The organism is Candidatus Methanoperedens nitratireducens (assembly GCF_000685155.1).
Lineage (GTDB): Archaea > Halobacteriota > Methanosarcinia > Methanosarcinales > Methanoperedenaceae > Methanoperedens > Methanoperedens nitratireducens.
The window spans coordinates 462,935-481,904 of sequence record NZ_JMIY01000001.1 but is presented as its reverse complement, the minus strand read 5'-3'; the positions used below and the strand labels follow the sequence as shown (position 1 = coordinate 481,904).

General features: G+C 44.1%; 24 protein-coding genes and 1 tRNA gene. 11 read left to right on the top strand and 14 right to left on the bottom strand.

From position 1 onward, the window contains the following. Positions 1-305: 305 nt before the first annotated feature. Both dnaG and cobT read left to right on the top strand, forming a co-directional pair. Complete coding sequence (gene dnaG, locus ANME2D_RS02525) at positions 306-1,616, top strand: DNA primase DnaG (RefSeq protein ID WP_048088932.1); 1,311 nt, start codon at positions 306-308, stop codon at positions 1,614-1,616. A gap of 8 nt (positions 1,617-1,624) precedes the next feature. Continuing rightward, on the top strand, positions 1,625-2,653 hold the full coding sequence (gene cobT / locus ANME2D_RS02520; protein ID WP_048088929.1) for a nicotinate mononucleotide-dependent phosphoribosyltransferase CobT: 1,029 nt from the start codon (positions 1,625-1,627) through the stop codon (positions 2,651-2,653). Here cobT and ANME2D_RS02515 read toward each other — a convergent pair. Further along, positions 2,643-3,014, bottom strand: coding sequence for a helix-turn-helix domain-containing protein (locus tag ANME2D_RS02515; RefSeq protein ID WP_048088928.1), 372 nt, complete (start codon positions 3,012-3,014; stop codon positions 2,643-2,645). The genes cobT and ANME2D_RS02515 overlap by 11 nt on opposite strands. A 185-nt stretch (positions 3,015-3,199) precedes the next feature. Here ANME2D_RS02515 and ANME2D_RS02510 point away from each other — a divergent pair, with 185 nt between their 5' ends. Beyond that, on the top strand, positions 3,200-3,682 hold the full coding sequence (locus tag ANME2D_RS02510) for a DUF350 domain-containing protein (RefSeq protein ID WP_048088927.1): 483 nt from the start codon (positions 3,200-3,202) through the stop codon (positions 3,680-3,682). Positions 3,683-3,705: 23 nt separating this feature from the next. On the opposite strand, the gene ANME2D_RS02505 is transcribed toward ANME2D_RS02510, so the two are convergent. Then, entirely contained in the window at positions 3,706-4,833 is a 1,128-nt protein-coding gene (locus ANME2D_RS02505) for a DUF2117 domain-containing protein (RefSeq protein ID WP_048088923.1), read from the bottom strand. Positions 4,834-5,069: 236 nt separating this feature from the next. Beyond that, entirely contained in the window at positions 5,070-5,258 is a 189-nt protein-coding gene (locus ANME2D_RS17780; RefSeq protein ID WP_157833906.1) for a hypothetical protein, read from the bottom strand. A gap of 138 nt (positions 5,259-5,396) precedes the next feature. On the opposite strand from ANME2D_RS17780, the gene cdhD reads away from it, so the two are divergent. The 3 genes from cdhD to ftsZ all read left to right on the top strand — a co-directional run bounded on the left by cdhD (position 5,397) and on the right by ftsZ (position 9,164). Further along, the gene (cdhD, locus tag ANME2D_RS02500) at positions 5,397-6,683 is read left to right on the top strand and encodes a CO dehydrogenase/acetyl-CoA synthase subunit delta (RefSeq protein WP_048088921.1); all 1,287 of its coding nucleotides are present in this window, start codon (positions 5,397-5,399) and stop codon (positions 6,681-6,683) included. Next, on the top strand, positions 6,683-8,092 hold the full coding sequence (gene acsC, locus ANME2D_RS02495; protein ID WP_048088916.1) for an acetyl-CoA decarbonylase/synthase complex subunit gamma: 1,410 nt from the start codon (positions 6,683-6,685) through the stop codon (positions 8,090-8,092). Before cdhD ends, acsC begins: the two co-directional genes overlap by 1 nt. 91 nt (positions 8,093-8,183) lie before the next feature. Beyond that, entirely contained in the window at positions 8,184-9,164 is a 981-nt protein-coding gene (gene ftsZ, locus ANME2D_RS02490) for a cell division protein FtsZ (protein WP_048088914.1), read from the top strand. A 28-nt stretch (positions 9,165-9,192) separates the two neighbouring features. On the opposite strand, the gene ANME2D_RS02485 is transcribed toward ftsZ, so the two are convergent. After that, a complete protein-coding gene (locus ANME2D_RS02485) occupies positions 9,193-9,618 on the bottom strand; it encodes a nucleoside 2-deoxyribosyltransferase (RefSeq protein WP_048088912.1) in 426 nt (141 codons plus the stop codon). Positions 9,619-9,729: 111 nt separating this feature from the next. Between ANME2D_RS02485 and ANME2D_RS02480 the strand changes: the two genes are divergently transcribed. The 3 genes from ANME2D_RS02480 to ANME2D_RS02470 all read left to right on the top strand — a co-directional run bounded on the left by ANME2D_RS02480 (position 9,730) and on the right by ANME2D_RS02470 (position 11,306). Next, positions 9,730-10,128: a pyridoxamine 5'-phosphate oxidase family protein gene (locus ANME2D_RS02480; RefSeq protein WP_048088910.1), complete on the top strand. Its 399-nt coding sequence runs from the start codon at positions 9,730-9,732 to the stop codon at positions 10,126-10,128. A 24-nt stretch (positions 10,129-10,152) separates the two neighbouring features. Next, positions 10,153-11,181, top strand: coding sequence for a histone deacetylase family protein (locus ANME2D_RS02475; RefSeq protein ID WP_048088908.1), 1,029 nt, complete (start codon positions 10,153-10,155; stop codon positions 11,179-11,181). A gap of 52 nt (positions 11,182-11,233) precedes the next feature. Then, positions 11,234-11,306 (top strand) — tRNA-Gln (locus tag ANME2D_RS02470). Positions 11,307-11,327: 21 nt separating this feature from the next. On the opposite strand, the gene ANME2D_RS02465 is transcribed toward ANME2D_RS02470, so the two are convergent. After that, on the bottom strand, positions 11,328-12,323 hold the full coding sequence (locus tag ANME2D_RS02465) for a methyltransferase (RefSeq protein WP_048088906.1): 996 nt from the start codon (positions 12,321-12,323) through the stop codon (positions 11,328-11,330). Between the two features lie 226 nt (positions 12,324-12,549). Between ANME2D_RS02465 and ANME2D_RS02460 the strand changes: the two genes are divergently transcribed. Next, positions 12,550-13,269: a cell wall hydrolase gene (locus ANME2D_RS02460; protein WP_048088903.1), complete on the top strand. Its 720-nt coding sequence runs from the start codon at positions 12,550-12,552 to the stop codon at positions 13,267-13,269. A gap of 11 nt (positions 13,270-13,280) precedes the next feature. Here ANME2D_RS02460 and ANME2D_RS02455 read toward each other — a convergent pair whose 3' ends face one another. The 9 genes from ANME2D_RS02455 to larE form a co-directional block, all read right to left on the bottom strand. After that, positions 13,281-14,117, bottom strand: a complete 837-nt coding sequence (locus ANME2D_RS02455) for a UbiA family prenyltransferase (protein WP_052368518.1) — start codon at positions 14,115-14,117, stop codon at positions 13,281-13,283. A gap of 18 nt (positions 14,118-14,135) precedes the next feature. Next, complete coding sequence (locus ANME2D_RS02450; RefSeq protein ID WP_048088901.1) at positions 14,136-14,288, bottom strand: 50S ribosomal protein L40e; 153 nt, start codon at positions 14,286-14,288, stop codon at positions 14,136-14,138. A 68-nt stretch (positions 14,289-14,356) separates the two neighbouring features. Beyond that, positions 14,357-14,590: a ferredoxin gene (locus tag ANME2D_RS02445; protein WP_048088900.1), complete on the bottom strand. Its 234-nt coding sequence runs from the start codon at positions 14,588-14,590 to the stop codon at positions 14,357-14,359. Between the two features lie 69 nt (positions 14,591-14,659). Continuing rightward, positions 14,660-14,983, bottom strand: a complete 324-nt coding sequence (locus ANME2D_RS02440) for an antibiotic biosynthesis monooxygenase family protein (protein WP_048088898.1) — start codon at positions 14,981-14,983, stop codon at positions 14,660-14,662. 58 nt (positions 14,984-15,041) lie between these two features. Further along, positions 15,042-15,485, bottom strand: coding sequence for a hemerythrin domain-containing protein (locus ANME2D_RS02435; protein ID WP_048088895.1), 444 nt, complete (start codon positions 15,483-15,485; stop codon positions 15,042-15,044). A gap of 148 nt (positions 15,486-15,633) precedes the next feature. Then, positions 15,634-15,900, bottom strand: a complete 267-nt coding sequence (locus ANME2D_RS02430) for a DUF308 domain-containing protein (protein WP_048088893.1) — start codon at positions 15,898-15,900, stop codon at positions 15,634-15,636. Positions 15,901-15,989: 89 nt separating this feature from the next. Continuing rightward, complete coding sequence (locus ANME2D_RS02425; RefSeq protein WP_048088892.1) at positions 15,990-16,670, bottom strand: rhomboid family intramembrane serine protease; 681 nt, start codon at positions 16,668-16,670, stop codon at positions 15,990-15,992. Between the two features lie 10 nt (positions 16,671-16,680). Further along, positions 16,681-17,544, bottom strand: a complete 864-nt coding sequence (locus ANME2D_RS02420) for an SDH family Clp fold serine proteinase (RefSeq protein WP_048088890.1) — start codon at positions 17,542-17,544, stop codon at positions 16,681-16,683. Positions 17,545-17,627: 83 nt separating this feature from the next. Next, positions 17,628-18,434, bottom strand: coding sequence for an ATP-dependent sacrificial sulfur transferase LarE (gene larE / locus ANME2D_RS02415; protein ID WP_048088888.1), 807 nt, complete (start codon positions 18,432-18,434; stop codon positions 17,628-17,630). 127 nt (positions 18,435-18,561) lie between these two features. Between larE and ANME2D_RS02410 the strand changes: the two genes are divergently transcribed. After that, positions 18,562-18,963: a hypothetical protein gene (locus ANME2D_RS02410; RefSeq protein WP_048088885.1), complete on the top strand. Its 402-nt coding sequence runs from the start codon at positions 18,562-18,564 to the stop codon at positions 18,961-18,963. Positions 18,964-18,970 lie beyond the last annotated feature (7 nt).

Here is an 18,970-nt window from a genome sequence, read left to right as displayed (position 1 = left end):
CAACGTTTTTAAGGGAATTCATACTATTATAAGGTGACTTGCATAGGTGCAATTAGATATTCATCAATGCAAATAATCATCCAGAGAAAAGTAGTTAGATATTTATAATTACGCAAAATCAACGTACAATTGTGACTTGATATTACAAAATTGAATGTCATTTCCAGTTCGAGATGAAAAATAATGATGGCAAATACTAATGTAGTACTCATTAGTTATACTATAAAGGATGCCATAACTGGCCTGCCAAGCACAGGCTAACAGAGTTTTTTTTCTAACTACTATTCGAAGGGAGGGTACATTATATGCAAAATTCAGATACAACAAAATATATCATTCATGCTAGAATAAAAGCTGACGGAGTCATAGAGCGCCCGGATGTTATCGGTGCGATATTTGGACAGACAGAGGGTTTGATCGGTGCCGACCTTGACCTGAGAGAGCTCCAGAGGAGCGGCAGGATAGGAAGGCTGGAGGTTAACATTAAGTCAAATATGGGAAAATCAATAGGGACAATAGAAATACCATCAAGCCTTGATAAGGTTGAGACAGCAGTCCTTGCATCCAGTCTTGAGACTATTGACAGGATAGGGCCATGCATTGCCAACATCAACATCTCAAAGATAGAAGATGTTAGGACCTCAAAAAGAAAAAAAGTCATAGAGCGCGCAAAGCAGATCCTCCATGAAATGTTCGATGAGATGCTGCCTGAGAGCCAGGAGATTACAGATGAGGTGAGGCAGTCCCTAAGGATCGAGGAGATCACAGCATACGGGAAAGAGAATATCCCCATGGGGCCAAATGTCATTGATTCAGATGCTATAATTGTAGTTGAGGGTCGTGCAGATGTGTTGAATCTTCTGCGGTACGGGATCAAGAATGCCATTGCAGTAGGCGGGACCAATGTGCCTCAGCCTGTAATAGAATTATGCAAGAAAAAGACTGTCACAGCTTTCACGGATGGTGATAGGGGAGGAGAGCTGATAATCAAAGAGCTACTTCAGGTTGCGGATGTGGATTATATTGCCCGCGCGCCTGATGGGAAGGGAGTTGAAGAGCTTGTGCAGAAGGAGATCCTGAAGTCATTAAGGCAGAAAGTACCTGTTGAGCAGGCACTTGATTATTACCAGGTCAGCAAAAAGAGAAGAGTTGCAATTGTAGAAGCAACAAAGAAGAAGATTGGCGGAAAGAGCGAACATGTGGTTTCTGAGGAAATAGAGCTGTCACCTAAAGAAGAGCTTATAGTGTTAGAACAGATTGCTGAGCATGACAGACCTAAAATAAGTGAAGAAATCAGAGAAGGTAGAGAGGAGATAGAAAAAGAGGAGAAGGAGAGTATATTCCAGGAACATATCGAGCAATTGAGCGGAACCCTGAGCGCGCGCCTGCTCGATGAGAGCAATAGCATCATAAATGAAGTGCCAGTCCGCGATCTTGCAAGTGCATTGAAGGGATCCAACGGCCATGTCACAAGTGTGGTATTTGATGGCGTGATAACCCAGAGGATAGTAGATATTGCATCAGCAAAAGGAATAGTAAATCTAATCGGTGCGAAGATGGGAAACGTGGTAAAAAGCCCGGCATCAATGCATATTGAGGCATCAAGTGAACTGTAGGGATTAAGATGTGGATAGAACCCTATCCAGATTTCAATCCCAAAAGACCTCTTTTCATATGCATTCTTGCTAACACAGAGACTGCTAAAATCCCGAATATCTCAGCGGCAGGAAAATCCCCTGAACTTACTGATTATACACCTGCTGCCGATGCAGAACTGGTTGAAACAGGCAGGCCGATCAGCATCAGTGAGCCGGCGATGACGCCATCTGGTGCTCCTACTCCTGCAGTACTGACCAGGGCATCAATGCTCCTTACCGGGATTCCATGTCTTTTTATCAACTCAGGGCTGAATGTTCGGCCCAGGATACCTGCTATAGATATTAATGCGCAGCCGGGTGGAGATATTCGAGATGGACATGCAGTTGCAGGGGTTACCGACATATACAAAAAATCAGAAAATTTTGGCAGGAAGATCGCAAAACTCTCGGATTTTGTGATAATAGGTGAGAGCGTGCCTGGTGGAACTACAACAGCCATGGGCGTGATGAGAGCCCTTGGCTATGATGGTAAAGTTTCATCCAGTTTTCCCGAAAACCCGCTTTCCGTTAAGGATAAAGTGGTAAGCGAGGGGATGAGGAGATCCGGGATCTCTTTTGGCAGTTTAAAGAATAATCCTCTTCGTGCTATCGAATGTCTTGGCGATCCCATGATGGCAGCAGCAGCCGGACTTGTAGATGGGCTTTGTACAAAAACAGTCCTCGCTGGAGGGACTCAGATGATCTCTGTCCTGGGTATAATAAAAGCTCTTGGATTGAAGAGGGATGTCTCAATAGCTACCACCCGTTATGTTGCCAGCGACCCAAGTGCCAATTTTAGGGAAATGGCGGATATCCTGGGCTACCAGGCATTTGTCTCTGATCCGGGATTTGGAAGCTCAAGGCTCAGGGGACTTCGTATGTATGAGAGGGGTGATGTAAAAGAAGGAGTAGGTGCAGGCGGTGCCATGTTTGCTGCGGCAATGATGGGTTTTTCTCAGAAAGAATTCAGGGAAAAAGTGGAAGAAGTATGCGATATCATTTTCTCTATTTCATAATATCCTTATCGATCTCAACAACAAGCTGCTTCATTTTACTGTACCATTCATCTATATTCTCAAGAACCATCTCTTTCATCTTACATGGATCAAGTGCTATATACTCGTAATAATAACCGCCTGAGCTGATTGTTCTGGTTTCGCGGCGGACAAGACCACATCCTGCCAGACTCTGCAATGACCTGTAAGCCGTGCTTCGCTCCCTGTTCAGAAGCTCTCCAAGATGTTCAGCAGTCATAGGGCCTTTTGCTACAAGTATTTTATAGGCATCGATATCTATATCCTTAAGTCCAAGGATACACTTTGCGATTTCCTCGCATTTGAAGTCGCCCCGGATCATTTCAGGGATCGATCTTGGCATGGTAACCTCATATTCTATTGTTTTACAAAAACCGGATTCCCGGTTTTTGCACATTTTATACAAAACCAATCTTAGTACCTGTAAACTTAAATACCTTGTCAACACACCAATTCAAAACCATCAAAATCATTATATTTACCTCATTACAATTATGCGTATGCACGCTTTAAGCGTGAGGTGTGAATATGGCTTTAGAAAACGCAGTAGTAGGATTGATTCAATTGGTTATTGCCATTCTACTGGCAGTAGTTGCCCTGTATATTGGCTTTTCTGTATTAAGAAAGATAACCAAAGGAATGAACGAAGAAAAGGAAATTGCTAGTGGTAATGTTGCGATAGGCATTCTTGTCGCATCAGTATTTATCGCGATAGGTCTAGTAGTGCAATCTGGAGTTGCGGGAGTTTCTATAGGGATATCCAATGCTCTGGCAGGCGATATATTCTCTTTAATAGCAAGCATAATTCAATTAATACTTGGAGTAGTACTTGCTATAGCTGCTATCTATCTTGCGATAAATATACTTGATAAACTGACCAAGGGAATAGATGAATTTGAAGAACTCAAGAAAGGAAATGTTGCGGTTGCACTGGAGATGGCTGGAGTAATAATAGCGGTCGCAATTATTATTCAGGCAGGTGTATTAGGAATAACATCCGCATTAATCTAGGTTATACCATTTTTATTAAATTTTTAATAATATTTTATATTTACCATTTCTTTTTCAGCCAGAGCAAGTATCCTGGAAAGCAGTTCATCTCTTCTCTGCATATGAATTTGCTGTTTGAAATGCATTATTTTCTCGAACACTTCCCTTCCCACGATATCATCAAATCCTTCCCTGACCTGGATGATCACAGACCCTGTCGGTACTGCTGAATCCTCAAGTATGCAGTCCAGGTCACCATCCGTGATCCCTATAACAGGAACGCCAAATCGTACAAGTATATCTGCCGTTATCGCTGTAGTATCGTCTCCTACTGTTATGACAAGATCTGCATCTTTTATAAGTTCAAATGTGGATTCTGCGCAGTGGTCGATGATAGCTATCCTGCCCGATGTTCCTGGCTGTATATTTTTTATCCTTGTTCTATGCCGGGTTCGCCTTATGTTTCCTGTCTTGACCTTTGCAGTGAACAGGTCGATTCTCCTGTTCTCAAGCTTCTCAAGTCCGTGAGGTTTTATTCTTACTCCCCTGAGCTCAATTACCTTACCGTCCTCACATACTATTTCAGGTGCATCGTGCGTGGCATATCCGATAACTACTCCCTCAAGGCGTATGTTCTCACCGCAAAATACCCCGCATAGCCTGCGGATGATCTTATTACCTTCAAATCTGATATCCAGTGGCATAGAGCTACAGTATTCGATGGGCAGGTCATAATTCTCATAATATCTGGTAAGTACATTTTTTACATACCCGGCATACTCTGCAGCCCGCTGGTTATAGTAGATTATCCTGCCGCCAGAATCCGGGCTCTCGATATGGACAAGCGGCGGGAGATCTGAATCAGGATCAGGATGATCAAGCTTCGATGCTATGATACGCCCGAAATGCCGCCCTGTTTGTGGTGTTTTACCCTGGTTTAGAAGTATCGCAAGGTCGATACTATCCTTTAGTGCTATGATGGTCTCACTTGGTGTGAGCCCCTGTGAGATATCGATTATATCCTCAAGCCCGGCATCCAGCACAGCAGTCCGCCCCATCGTTCCGCCAAGCTTTACTATGATCTCATGTTCCTGCTTGAATATTCCGATTATTCGCTCTGCTGAGCCTGTATCAATGATCTCTGGACCGTGGAGTATGATTCCTATACGCATATGTTTTAAATTAGGGTAAAGTATTTATGTATCAGGGATAATCATATTAATGGGGAAAACATGGTAGATGGTATGACACTGACGAATATAATCCTTTTAATCATTGCTGTGATCATCGCTTTTTATGTATTCGGGTTTTTATTAGCATCGATAGGTCTAATTATAAGATTGATTCTCTTCATACTAGTTGTATATATTATATACCTGCTTTTAACAAGGCTATTATGATGTATCAACTAATCTGAATACCTTTTTCTGAGGAACTGGTGCACTACGAAGATGACAATCCAGAAGATAATGGCACCCAGCAATGCTCCCTGCCAGTCAATAGAACTATGGTCTGCAAAATATCGTAACAGTATAAGGATAATAAAGTACAGAATAGATGCAGCAATAGCTGTGAAGAAGGGGCTTTTTTTATTCATTTTTTAACCCATTTATTAAGTTAGTATAGAAAAATCTTTCCATGCTTTTTGTAGGCTCACAGTACTGCATCTAAAAATATATATGTAGCCAGCCCTATCTGGTATGGTTAATAGAATAGTGCTGAATAGGATGTTATAATGACGAAAAAGATTAAACTCTCTGAACTTGGAAGCCTGTTAGGGGGTCTTGATATTGAAGCCCTTGAGGGAGTAAAGATAGAAGGCGATGTAGAGCTGGATCTGGGACATATGCTAAACCCGCAGATGGCATATGCATTAGGGCATGAGGCCGCCCAGATTGCTCATCACCTAATAAACATCTCCAGGATTCTTGGATATCCAGTTGATCAGATGTTTAGTGGGACAGCAGCGAAGCCGATCAGGCCCAGCAGGTTAATTGAATCAAAATTCAGTGTGGGTAGAATGGAGGAATGGAAGACACCTATACAGGAGGTCACACTTGGAGCTACTTCATCTGACGGCGGTTCACGCAGTAGCACTGTAACACTCGGAGGAGAGCATGCTCTTCCATATTATTTTGACAATCCAATGCCTCACCGCAACTACATAACAATGGATGTCTTTGATATGCCGATAAACATGGCAAAAGCGGTCAAATCCAACTATGAAGATGTTATCAACAGCCCCTCTGAATGGGCAAAGAAGGTTGTGCGCGACTTTGGGGCAGATATGGTTACAGTTCACCTCATCAGTACAGACCCGAATATAAAGGATACCTCTCCTGCTGAGGCCGCAAAAACAGTGGAAGAGGTTCTCCAGGCTGTGGATGTGCCGATCGTGATCGGCGGCTCAGGCAATCCTGAGAAAGACCCGGTTGTATTAGAGAAAGCAGCCGAGGTGGCTGAAGGTGAGCGCTGCCTGCTTGCATCTGCAAGTTTAAATCTTGACTATGCGCGAATAGCAGAAGCAGCCAAGAAATATAATCATGTTGTGCTCTCATGGACCCAGCTTGAGATCAATGCACAGAAAGAGCTAAATCGAAAATTGATGAAACAGTGCGGTGTGGCACGGGAGAATATTCTGATGGACCCAACAACTGCTGCGCTTGGGTACGGTCTGGATTATGCTTATACAAATATGGAACGGATAAGGCTTGCAGGCCTGACAGGCGATGCAGAACTCAATTTCCCTATGTCAAGCGGTACTACCAATGCATGGGGTGCACGCGAAGCCTGGATGGTGGCTTCACCTCTAAAGGAAGACTCAGACTGGGGGCCGCGGGAGTACCGGGGTCCGATATGGGAGATAATCACAGGATTGACTCTATCGCTTGCAGGGAACGATCTATTCATGATGATGCATCCCACAGCAGTCCAGGTATTAAAAGAGATTACCCAGACACTGTACGGCTCAAAGGAAGCTGAGCCTACAAATATCGATAACTGGATAACGGCGGTGATATAATGAAACTGAACAGTCCACTTCAGGTCTACAAATACCTGCCTCAGATAAACTGTGCCGAATGCGGTGATGCAACATGCATGGCTTTTGCTGCACATCTGATCGACAGATCCAAAAAGCTGGAGGATTGTCCCCCATTACTTAAAGATGAGTTCAAGAAAAAATATCTGGAACTTGAGTCGCTTCTTGCCCCGGAGGTTCGTGAGATCATAGTAGGCAGGGGAGAGCATGCTAAGAAAATAGGCGGGGATGATGTTTTGTACCGTCACCAGTTGACATTTTTTAACCCGACAACGTTTGCCTATGATGTCTGGGACACAATGGCTGAACAAGAACTTGTAGACAGGATAAATAATATCGCAAACTTCAGGAAATTCTATGTTGGAAAGTTCTTAAAGGTAGATATGGTTGCAGTGAGGTGCGTCTCAGGAGATGCCCTTAAGTTTGCCAGTGCGGTAAAAAAGGTCAGTGAGACAACAGAACTTCCTCTTGTGCTCTGTTCTTTTGACCCGGCAGTACTGAGGGCTGCGCTTGAAGTTGTAAAGGATAAAAATCCGCTTATATACGCTGCAACAGAGAAGAACTGGGGTGAGGTGGCAGAACTTGCATTAAATTATAAAGTTCCTGTCGTTCTGTCCTCATCTGATCTGGATAAACTTAGGTCGCTTGCACTGACATTTCAGGAGATGGGAATAAAAGAGCTTATACTTGATCCGGGTACGTATCCTCAGGGGAAGCAATTAAAAGAGACCTTTGAGAGATGCATAAAGCTTCGCCGCGCAGGGATAAAAGAGGGGCAGAAGGACATTGCTCTCCCGATTATGGCCCTTCCCCTGAGCGCATGGCTTGTATATAATGATGCGGTCACAGCCTCTTACTGGGAGACAGTTCTTGCTTCTGTTTTCATAGTCAGGTACGCTGATATAATGATCCTTCACGGCCTTGAGCCGTATGCCATGCTGCCACAGGTGCACCTGCGGGATACAATATATACAGATCCCAGGACGCCTGTAAAAGTCGCTCCCGGGGTCAATGAGATCGGCTCACCGACAAAGGATTCGCCTGTGATAATCACAACAAACTTTGCTCTCACCTATTATACAGTAGAGAGCGATCTTTCCTCCAATAAGATAAACTGCTATATTGCAGCAGTGGATACCGATGGCATAGGGGTTGAAGCGGCAGTAGCAGGCGGACAGCTAACTGCAGCCAAGATAAAAGATACCTTTCAGAAGGCTGGCTTTGACTTCAAGGAAAAGACAGACCACAGTACACTGATACTGCCGGGTCTTGCAGCACGGCTGCAGGGAGATGTTGAGGATGTGACAGGACTGAGAGTAATGATCGGCCCACCTGATTCAGGACGCATTCCTGGATGGATGGAGAAAAACTGGCCTCCTAAACCAAAATGATCCTGTTAACATCAGGAATCATCAATAATATCTATATACTTTAAGAGTGTAAATATATTCGTCACTATTTAGTCAAGGAGGCTATAAATATATGGTTGACGAAAAGTTAGCAGAGCTTGTAAAAACATCAAAACCATCTGTTGCTGTTGTCGGGCTTGGTGGTGCAGGGTGCAATATTACGACTTGGATAGCAGAGAAAGGAATGGCAGGCGGTAAGATAATCGCAGCTAATACTGATGTAAATCACCTCAGTACAATGAGTAAAGCTGATAAGCTGATTTTAATTGGCGAAAAATTATGCAAAGGACACGGATGCGGCGGATATCCTGAGATGGGTGCCCAGGCAACCAAAGAGAATATATCAGAGATAAAAACTGATCTTGAGGGAACAAATCTGGTATTCCTGGTTGCTGGATTAGGCGGAGGAACAGGCACAGGAGCAATACCTGTAGTTGCTGGAGTGACAAGAGAACTCGGAGCACTTACAATCGCATGTGTCACGATTCCTTTCAAGATCGAGCAGTACAGAAGAGAAAAAGCAAGAGAGGCGATACAGGCCCTCACAGAGAGCTGCGACTCAACGATCGTGATCGATAACTCAAAGTTGAGGGAAGTAGCAGGGAATCTACCATTAAAAGAGGCACTTGCAGTTGCAAACGCACTGGTAGGCGCATTCGTAAAAAATATAACTGAAACGATCACCCAGCCAAGCCTTATCAACCTTGATTACGCTGATCTGCGTGCGGTCATGGAGCGCGGCGGGATATCCTCGATCGGAATCGGTGAAGGCGACGGAGAGGACAGGGTAACAAAAGCTGTCTCTCAGGCGCTGGCTGTGCCGTTACTTGATATATCCGATATGTCTGCCACATACGGTGTGCTCATACACATCGTTGGAGGCGAGGACATGACGCTTGAGGAGGTCGCAGTGACAGGCGAGTTGATCATGGATAAGGTACCCAATACAAAGAGAGTTATCTGGGGCGCAAAAGTGGATGACCAGCTCACAGGCAGAGTACGTGTAATGGCAGTCCTGACAGGTGTTAAGAGCCCGTTCATGGAAGGCGAGTAAAATATTTTAAGTGATGTGAAGGATCACATCACATTCTACTATTTTTTCCAAGAAAATCCAGCAGTATCTCTTCAAGCTGTTGTTTGTTTGAATACGATCTAGCAATAATATATTTGCTTGTATTCCCAAGAACCATAGCCGATACTTTGGCTCCTTCTTCATACACGCAGAGCACAGGTTTTTGGTGATTAACGGCGTGGCATATCTCATAGCCGACACCTGTCGATGGAACTGTGACCTCGGCGATCACACAATCGCTCTCTTCGATCCAGGTCGTATCTTTCTTGAAGATTGCCTGCTCTGTCATTTTGGCTTCAATTCTTTCAAGATCCTGCAAGGCTACATGCTCGCTTATAATCATGTAATTATGGGCTTCTAAGAAGCGGATAATATACTCATATGTGGAGATCAGTTGCCGACCTCCTCTTATGGAACCTGCAAAGAATACCTTCATTAAAACTCATCTTTATTTGCAGAAACAATATAGATATCTTTTTATCGAAAGCCTGTGAACATATCAAAACCTTTATACATAAGGCATACTAAATGAAAAAAGGTGATAATTATGGTAAAAATGCCTCCTGAGATAAGAGATGTCGTTGAAAAGCAAAAACCCCTTCCCATAGCCACCGCGGACAAGGGTGGGGTGCCCAATGTAGTATTCGTTACCATGTGGAAGATACTGGACGATGAAAACATAATGTTCGTGGATAACTTTTTTAACAAGACACGAAAGAACATAGAGGCCAACCCCAATATGGCGATCGTGGCGTATGATGGTGATGCCAAGAAATCATACCAGATAAAAGGAACGGTGGATATTGAAGAGAAGGGAGATCTATTTTCAACCGCCAGGGCGATGGCAGATTCCAAGAAATTACCAGGAAAAGCGGCCTTTATCTTTCATGTGAAAGAGATATATGATGCGACATACGGACCCAATGCAGGAAAGAAGCTCGCATAAAACCTTTTTCATTTTTATACAGGATTGTCACAGAAAAGAGCGGGGATAATCTACCATCCCGATTATTTAAAGCACGATACAGGTTTACATCCTGAGAGAAAAGAGCGCTTAGTATCAATAATCGCCCATCTTGAAGAAACAGGACTGATGGAACAACTGGATCTTATAGAGCCAAGATATGCAGATCCAAATGAGATCCAGTATATCCATACACCTGAGTATATCAAAAAGGTAAAAAGATATTCTGAGCTGGAAATTTCACTTGATCCTGAAACTATCCTGAGAAAAGACTCATACAGCGTCGCGTTGCTTGCGGCAGGAGGCGCAATAACGGCTGTTGATGCCGTGCTTGCTGATAGAGCCGAGAGTACGTTCGCACTTGTAAGACCGCCTGGCCACCATGCAGAGCCCGATAGGGGGATGGGGTTCTGTATCTTCAACAATATTGCGATTGCTGCACGCCATGCGCAGAAAAAGGGGAAAAAACGGATATTGATCGTGGACTGGGATGTTCATCACGGTAACGGGACGCAGGATGCGTTCTATGATGATCCTGCTGTACTGTATTTCTCGACCCACCAGTACCCGCATTATCCTGGAACAGGATGGCTGGATGAGGTCGGGACCGGGGAAGGAACAGGTTATAATATAAATGTACCTCTGCCAGCAGGGACTGATGATACAGGATTCATTGCCGCGTTTGAGGAGATACTTGTTCCTGCAGCGCTTGAGTTCAGACCCGATATAGTGCTTATATCAGCAGGACAGGATGCAGGCACCGATGATGGACTGGCCTGGATGAGGATGAGCGCAGGTGGTTTTGCAAGACTTGCATTTATCGTAAAATCAATAGCTAAAGAGAGCAATGTGAAAATAGCGGCCGCACTTGAAGGAGGCTATGATCTTGAACTGCTTGCCCGGTCTGTTGCGGCTATAATAGAAGTTTTTATGGGAAAAGAACCGGATATGAAAGGACCGGTTAAGCCCAGTCCGCAGGTGAGAGCGCGGTTAGAACAGATAAAAAAAATCCAGAGCAAATACTGGCATCTTTGAATTCATCAGGCTCCGATAGATTAATATGTGAAAAGTTAGTATTAACACCAGAAGCCCGGTAGTGTAGCGGTCAATCATGCGAGGCTCTGGATCTTGCGACCAAGGTTCGAATCCTTGCCGGGCTATTTTTATAAATGTCGATCCATTTAAAGTTTTTCTGCTGTTACAAGAGACCATAGTCCGGGTAAAGTTATTTCTTTTATATTAGCAAAACCTATATCATGCATCCAGCCCATCATTTCGCTTGCAGAGTACACATCTCCACCAGGTCTTGCAAGTATATGAAGAGAAAATAAAGCCGATAGAGTAGGAGCTGTTTTGTCAGGATTTAGAAACCATTCCTGTATTATCACTAATCCTCCAGCGGGAAGAGACTCATAGCATTTTTTAAGTGCCTTTTTACAAAAATCACTTTTCCCCATATGTAAAACATTTGAGAGAAGAATAACATCACCTTGATCCCATGAGTCATAGCGTAAATCTCCACTTATTGTAGTGATTCTGTCGCTTAAGTTGTATTTCTCAATAATTTTTTTAGCAATTTCTATAACTTCAGGTAGATCAAAAACAATAGCATTTAAGTTTTTATACTTCTGACATAACACTATACTATATGTGCCAGATCCACCACCAATATCAATCAAATTCTTGCGTCCCTCCAGATCTACAGCCGAGGCTAATAATTCAGCATGCTCAGCCATCGCCCAATTATGCATACCAATAACCCAGTTATAAAGCCCGTTACCGAAACCCCATTCGTTCTTCTCATCATACAATCTATCCTCTATACCTCTAACAGGAGATCCTGTTAGCACAGCTTTTTCAAGACGTTGCCAGTGTCCAGCAACGAACATATCTGCCCAATGGGCTATTATGTAACCCTGATACCAATCTTTGCCTTCCGCTAAGAACTTACTACTAAACTCTGAGTTTTTATACAACCCACTCTTTTTTTCAAGAAGTCCCATGGATACACAGGCATTCAAAAGTTTCTCCATACCTCCTGTATCTGCTTTATATTCGCGTGCAATCTCCTCTTTGGAGAGTTGCTTATTACCCAGTTTAGTGAAAAGGTGTAATTTATTAGCAGTGAATAAAACAGAAGACTTCCAGTAACCGCTGCAAATTTCTTGTATTAGCAAAGCATCTTTGATATTTTCTAATGTTTTCGTATCAAATTTTTTCGTAATCTTACCCCCTTGTATTCATTAATAGAGTGGTTTCCAGGCCTATATAATTTTCAGTAATATCGCATCTTAGATTCCGATGTGGTTCAACAGCATCAAAAATAATAAATAGCATTATTGTGATAATGATAAGAATGATGCCAGTTATCATGAAAAACTGGCACTGTATATGGTGGTAAAAATGCTAAAAAATGTGAAGTGGATAGGAACAGTATCAGTTTTTTTGTTTGTATTGGGTTATGCCTTAACTGGAGCAGCCATTGAAAATGAGTCAACACCTACTGTGGATTCACCTAAGTGGACAGGGAATTTTTTAGATGACACAGATCAGATGATAGTTGCAAGAGCTCTATTCGGTGAGGCGCGCGGGGAACCCAGGGAAGGCAAAGAGGCAGTTGCCTGGGTGATCAGGAACAGGAGGGATAATCCAAGGTGGTGGAACAACAATACACCCACCTATCATGCTACCATCCTCCATCCAGGCCAGTTCGCTGCATTCGACCTGTACGGCCAGAACAGGAAATACGTTGAAGATCCTTCTCTTCTATTCAACATACCTGCTGAGAAGGATGCCTGGTACGAGAGCTATGACGTAGCTGGCAAAGTGATCCGTGGAGAATTACCAGATCATACGCTCAGGTCAGATCATTTTGAAGCCTACACATCAAGAGGAGAAACACCGCCTTACTGGGCTGATCCTGATAAGCGCACAGTGAAGATAGGGAATCATACCTTCTACAGGCTTGAATTATCCCCGCCCGATATGCCATCACCCACCCCAACTCCAGCTATAACTGTAACCCCAACCCCGATGCCAACTCCTGAACCAGACGCGACACCTGCACCGAAAAAAATACCGAGAGGGAAAGGGAAAAAATCTGGGCGATTAATCGCTCAGTAGCTCACTTGCTCCTAAGCCCTAAAAATAGCCCCTGTTATAAAAGCCAGTATAGCTATCAGCATTGCAAATTTGAGCATCTTTCTTGCCAGTTTAGCATTTTTAAAAATCACAGGTATTGAGCCAATAAATAGTAGATCGGCTATTAGAACGACCGATAGGTATTCCCATCCAAATTGATAAAGAGGATAATAAGGTATTGGACTTATTAGAACCGCAAGCAAGATAAGAAGCGCTGCAACAATGCCAGCTCTCTTTACCCCGATCATTATCGGCAGGGTCTTTCTATCTATGTCTCCTTTTACATCCTCGATATCTTTCACTATCTCCCGCCCTGAAATAGATAAAAACACCGCAATCGCGATTATTCCTGTTATCAAAGACTGGCCTACTACAACGCCGCCAAATACAAACGCAAGTGCGGTCTGAGAGCCTATTATCATGTTTCCTATGATTTTCTCATGTTTGAACCTGAGCTCATAGGCGATCTGGAATACGAGCGCAGCTATAACCACCATAAGTGCAGCATATCCCACCATGAGACTTAAAAGCAAAGAGAGCACCAGAGAAATAATAAAAAAAATTATAGCAAAATTCAGGGCCTGGCCTGGTTTTAGCTTCCCGGATGGTATAGGCCTGTCTGGGTGATTTATTTTATCATTCTCCCGATCAAGGTAATCATTTATTGCATTACCTGCTATTCCAAATAGAAACGCTATAGTAAAGCCAAGAAAAATAGGAAGGGTATATTCGTCTGCATCGCCTCCAGCCCCTATTAATGCAGACGTTAACACGGCCAGCCCGATCATCACAGAGGTCAGGGGCCTGCCTATGTCTAGATATGGGTGCATTTACCCATCAATTACAGTCTATCCTTTGCCCTTTATTTCCTTTGATTTCGATCTAAGACCTGTATATCCGCATTTTCTGCATCTGGTTGCACGTACAGAGTTGCGTGCATTGCATTTCATGCAAATTTTCATATGTAATAATACTTTTTCCGCTTCTGGGAATCTTGCCATAGTTTACCTCTAATGGACTGCCTACTTGTATGTTATCAGACTTAATCCTTTGGGCTTAGCACTTAACACTACTTCACATGGATAACCTGGACAGGGCATAGATCCGCAGCTCTTCTCACCAGGTCCTCAAGATTCTCAGGCGCCTCCCCTTCGCCCATGTTGCCCTCAGTTCTGTATTCCTCGATTACCTGGCTGCGATCATCATCAGGATTCTGCTCAAAGAACTCAGGACAGGTAGTCCAGCAGTTTCCACAACTAATACAGCCATCACGGTCTATACTTACCTTGAGTTTACCTGTCATACAGCATACCTCCCATGATCATTATCTATAAACTGCACATTTGTACTTATCTATTAAAAATTGTACTTATTATGGATGCTCATGCCTGTATTTCTCCTCTGAGGCGATTATTACCTCGTAGAAGCCCAGTGTAGGTGATCCTTCAAGCAGTATATTCACTTTTGCCCATGCTCTCCGTCGTTCATCGCTCAGGTGCATTGCCATAAAAGTTATCTCATTTTCATGCTCTATGACTTCAACGTAGTGTTCCCTCCCTTTTACAGGTTTCAGCAGCCGCCTTGATATGAATCCGTCAAATCCCTCATATAAAGTGTTAGACCATTCAAACCATTTCCTGAATTCCTCATCTTTTCCCATCCTGATAGGTGGATATTCAACTATATTTATAAACATAATTTCACCCCTGAGTTATTACTGGATTGGCGTGATGCCAGTAAACCAGATTCATCACTTACATCCTGAGTCTCAGATATTCACCGATCAATATAGTAGCAGGGTACAAGATTTCCTCTTCGTTCTGTGCGTGCAACATCAGTTTCTCTGCAAAGCGCACGTACTCCATTCTATTCTCTTTCTTTGCTACATCGATTAGATTCTCAAGTGCTACAACGATTGCTCTGTGCTCATTAAGCATCTGATAGAGCTCAGCTTTCATTTTATCTGTCAGATCTAAGACGTCTCTCATCTCCTGTGTGATTTTACCCTCTGCCAGAGGAGATAATAATCCAAGTGGAGGTAACGCGTATTCTTCCTCCTTAATAAAATGCGGATGCAGGATATTTGCAACAGCTTTTGCAGAATCCCCTATCTTACCACCTGCCCTGGTAGCCTTTACAAGTTCAGCATGAAGCTCTTCATGCTCCAGTTTCAACGATTTGGGAATATTGAATTCCATAATCTAACCCCTGTCTGTATTATACTATTTCCAGGCTAAGAAGCTTAAATCTATCGAAATCTTCCGCTTTGATTTTTCCAGGCAGATCATCCCGACGTCCTGAATCATCAAAGCGGAAGCATTGGAATCGGTACAATTCATTTAAACATTAAGCAGGTACGCGCTTCTCTCTTTCATATCCTGCAGGTCTGTACATTTTTCCAGCGATTCCACTGATAAGTCTGTCTATACCTATAAAAAGTAACGCTATTGCCAGGAATAGTATTAGTGTTTCAAGTGCAAACAGTGGAAAGAAAAGAACCATAATAGACAATACAATGGCAATAATACCGACGATTATAGACCATGCCCGCATCCATCCGCTCATCTGCACAGCTTCTATCCTCATAACAGAAGATTCTCTTGCTTCATTCATATGTAGAGCTCACCCCCCTTTACATTAAGTCTACATATTATGTGTTTCTGATTATACCTATTTAATACTTGTCCAGAGACCAACAACTTCTATCTCCTGTAGAGTAGCGCCAGTACAAAACCTGCCGCAAAGCCGCCTATGTGCGCCCAGTAGGCCACACCTCCTGTCTGCGCAGTCTCTGCTCCCAGAGAGGCAATGCCTATTATAAGCTGAACGACAAACCAGAAGCCTATGAATATCATGGCTGGTATCCTTGTGACGGTGATAAACGGGCCAATGAATAAGAGCATGCGCACGATACCCTTGGGGAAGAACAGGATATAGCCTGACAGGACACCGGCAATAGCCCCACTTGCCCCCACGCTGGGAATCTGTGAGGTGGGATTGACGGCAATATGGGCAAAGGTTGCAGCCAGGCCGGATATTAAGTAAAAAATCAGGTAGTTCCAGGGCCCAAGTCTATCTTCCACATTGTCACCAAAGGCCATGAGGAATACCATATTGAAACCTAAATGAGCCAGGCCTGCATGTACGAACATCGAGGTGAACAGGGTGAGGTAGAAAGGGATATGGATGCTCTGGCCACTGATTACCGCAGCGGGTATCACGCCATAGGCTGTGATGAAGTTGTTCAGGGCCCCCTCATTGGTCGTGATTATGATGGACACCTCGTAGATGAAGACCAGGATATTGAGCAACACGATGGCTGCGGTCATAACAGGGAACCGTCGGCGCGGTGTTGGCTCTTCTGTACCTACTGGCACGAACATGCTCTCACCTCTATGCCCGTTTTCTGGGCGCAGGCGCAGATGGTCGATATGGTGTGGGAATGAACTCTACCGAGGGCCGTCTCTGACCGGACTGTGGATAAAGTTCCATCAGGGCGTATATCTCGTTTGGCACCTGGTCGTTCATCGGCAGGCCCATTTCCCTGGCCTGATCAAAGTCAATTGGATAATCATGCGTCCATTGCCCCTCACTGAGCATCTTTGCAATCTCGTTTGCCTTCTCAGGCTCATGGTGCTCAAGTAGCAGGTTGTAAACGGTCTTATGTACCTGATTGATAGCCTTCCTGGCCACATCACCCAGGATCAGTATCTGATCATCCCGGTTGGGGTTTGGATGCTCCAGTGCCTTGAGGATCGAAGCGGCAGGATAATAACCCTGCTGGCCGCCTAACTGTGGATCAACTGGGCCTAAGACGGCATTGGGGTCCATAACAATCTCGTCTGCTGCCATTGCTACAAGTGTGCCGCCAGACATGGCGTAGTGGGGCACAAATACTGTGACCTTGCCCGTGTGACGCTTAAGGGCACACGCAATCTGCTCAGATGCCAGAACCAGCCCGCCCGGGGTATGCAATACCAGGTCGATCGGCATCTCAGGCGGTGTCATGCGAATGGCTCGCAGCACAGCCTCCGAATCCTCGATATCAATGTAGCGGGCGATGGGGATACCAAGCAGGCTCATGGTCTCCTGGCGGTGGATCATTGTGATCACCCGGGATTGGCGATCCTTTTCCATGCTCTGTATAATCGAAATCCGCCTGCCTGCCATCAGGCGTTTTTGCAAAAGAGGAACGAATAACATGAGCAAGAAAAGTATCCAGATGAAGTTTAAGATATCACCTATAGCGATGTTCATATACACTCCTCAATTTAAAGTTGAGGCTAATTCTTTATATTCTTTTGGTATTCTTTTGGATACGAAGCTTGGTACTGCATCAGTTATGGTCTTGATAACACTTCATCCATGCTCCCGCTTCTGAAGCCCATAATATCAAGGGTAACATAGGAGAAACCAAGCTTTTTAAATTCAAATGCCACAGATTCACGTACCGCTAAAAGACGGGGCATCTCATAGGGCATGAGTTCAATACGTGCTATGCCGCCGTGGTCGCGCACACGCACAACCTTAAATCCAGTGCTCCTGAGGTAAGCCTCAGCATCTCCAACGCGCTTGAGCGCCTCCCTGGTTATTGTCTGCCCGTATGGGAAACGTGAGGAAAGGCATGCCATAGAGGGCTTATCTGCAACTGATAGATTTAGCTCACGCGCCATCTCACGGATCTCTTCCTTGGTTACGTTGAATTCAATGAACGGATTGTATACTCCTTCTTCGATGACTGCTCTGTGGCCTGGTCTGTGGTTTAAGAGATCCGAGATATTTGTCCCCTCAACAATGGTATTCATACCATGCTGAACTGCCAGTTTTTTTAACTCCCTGATTAAACCTTTTTTGCAGTAATAGCATCGCTCAATCGGGTTCCTGGCAAACTCAGGCTCATCGAGTTCATCATAGGATACTACAATATGTCTTATCCCTATCTCCTCTGCAACTTTTTTTGCGCAATCGAGTTCACCTGGCGCTAAAGTGGATGAATCGGCGGTGATCGCAATAGCATTATCTCCCAGCGCCCTGTATGCAAGCGCTGCGAGGACAGAGCTATCCACACCTCCCGAGTATGCAATAAGGACACTATCTCTCTCTACCAGTGCATTCATAATACGCTGCATCTTATGCTCAATGGACATGATAGGTATACAGCACTGCGAAAAACGTAAGGGTTTCTATGAATATGTATTATTTATCAATAGTCTGGTCACCAGATAAATATGAGAATTGCATTTATAACTCATGCTGCATATATAGAGATCTGCTATGAGTCTGGATATGCATCCACAGAACCAGTATATTCCGGGGGTATGTAATATCGGAAGAGCCGAGATCCGAAAGAGAAAGCAGGGCGGCTGGATTGGGCTTTCCATTACTATTATTCTGTTCGGTTTGCTTGTATATTTTGGCATGCCGCCTATCTTGCGGCTTATACTCTTTTTCCCTGCAACTATGGCAGCGATTGGTTTCTTACAGGCGTATATGCATTTTTGCGCTTATTTCGGTATGCGTGGGGTATTTAACTTTAGCTCTGATGCCGACAGGATCAGTACTGTCGAAGAGGCAGAGTTCCGTGCCAGTGATCGCAGAAAGGCATGGCAGATTATTATATATTCGGTGATCATAGGAGCTGTGGTAGCGGTCATTGCCTATTATCTGCCGCTGTAGGGGAGAT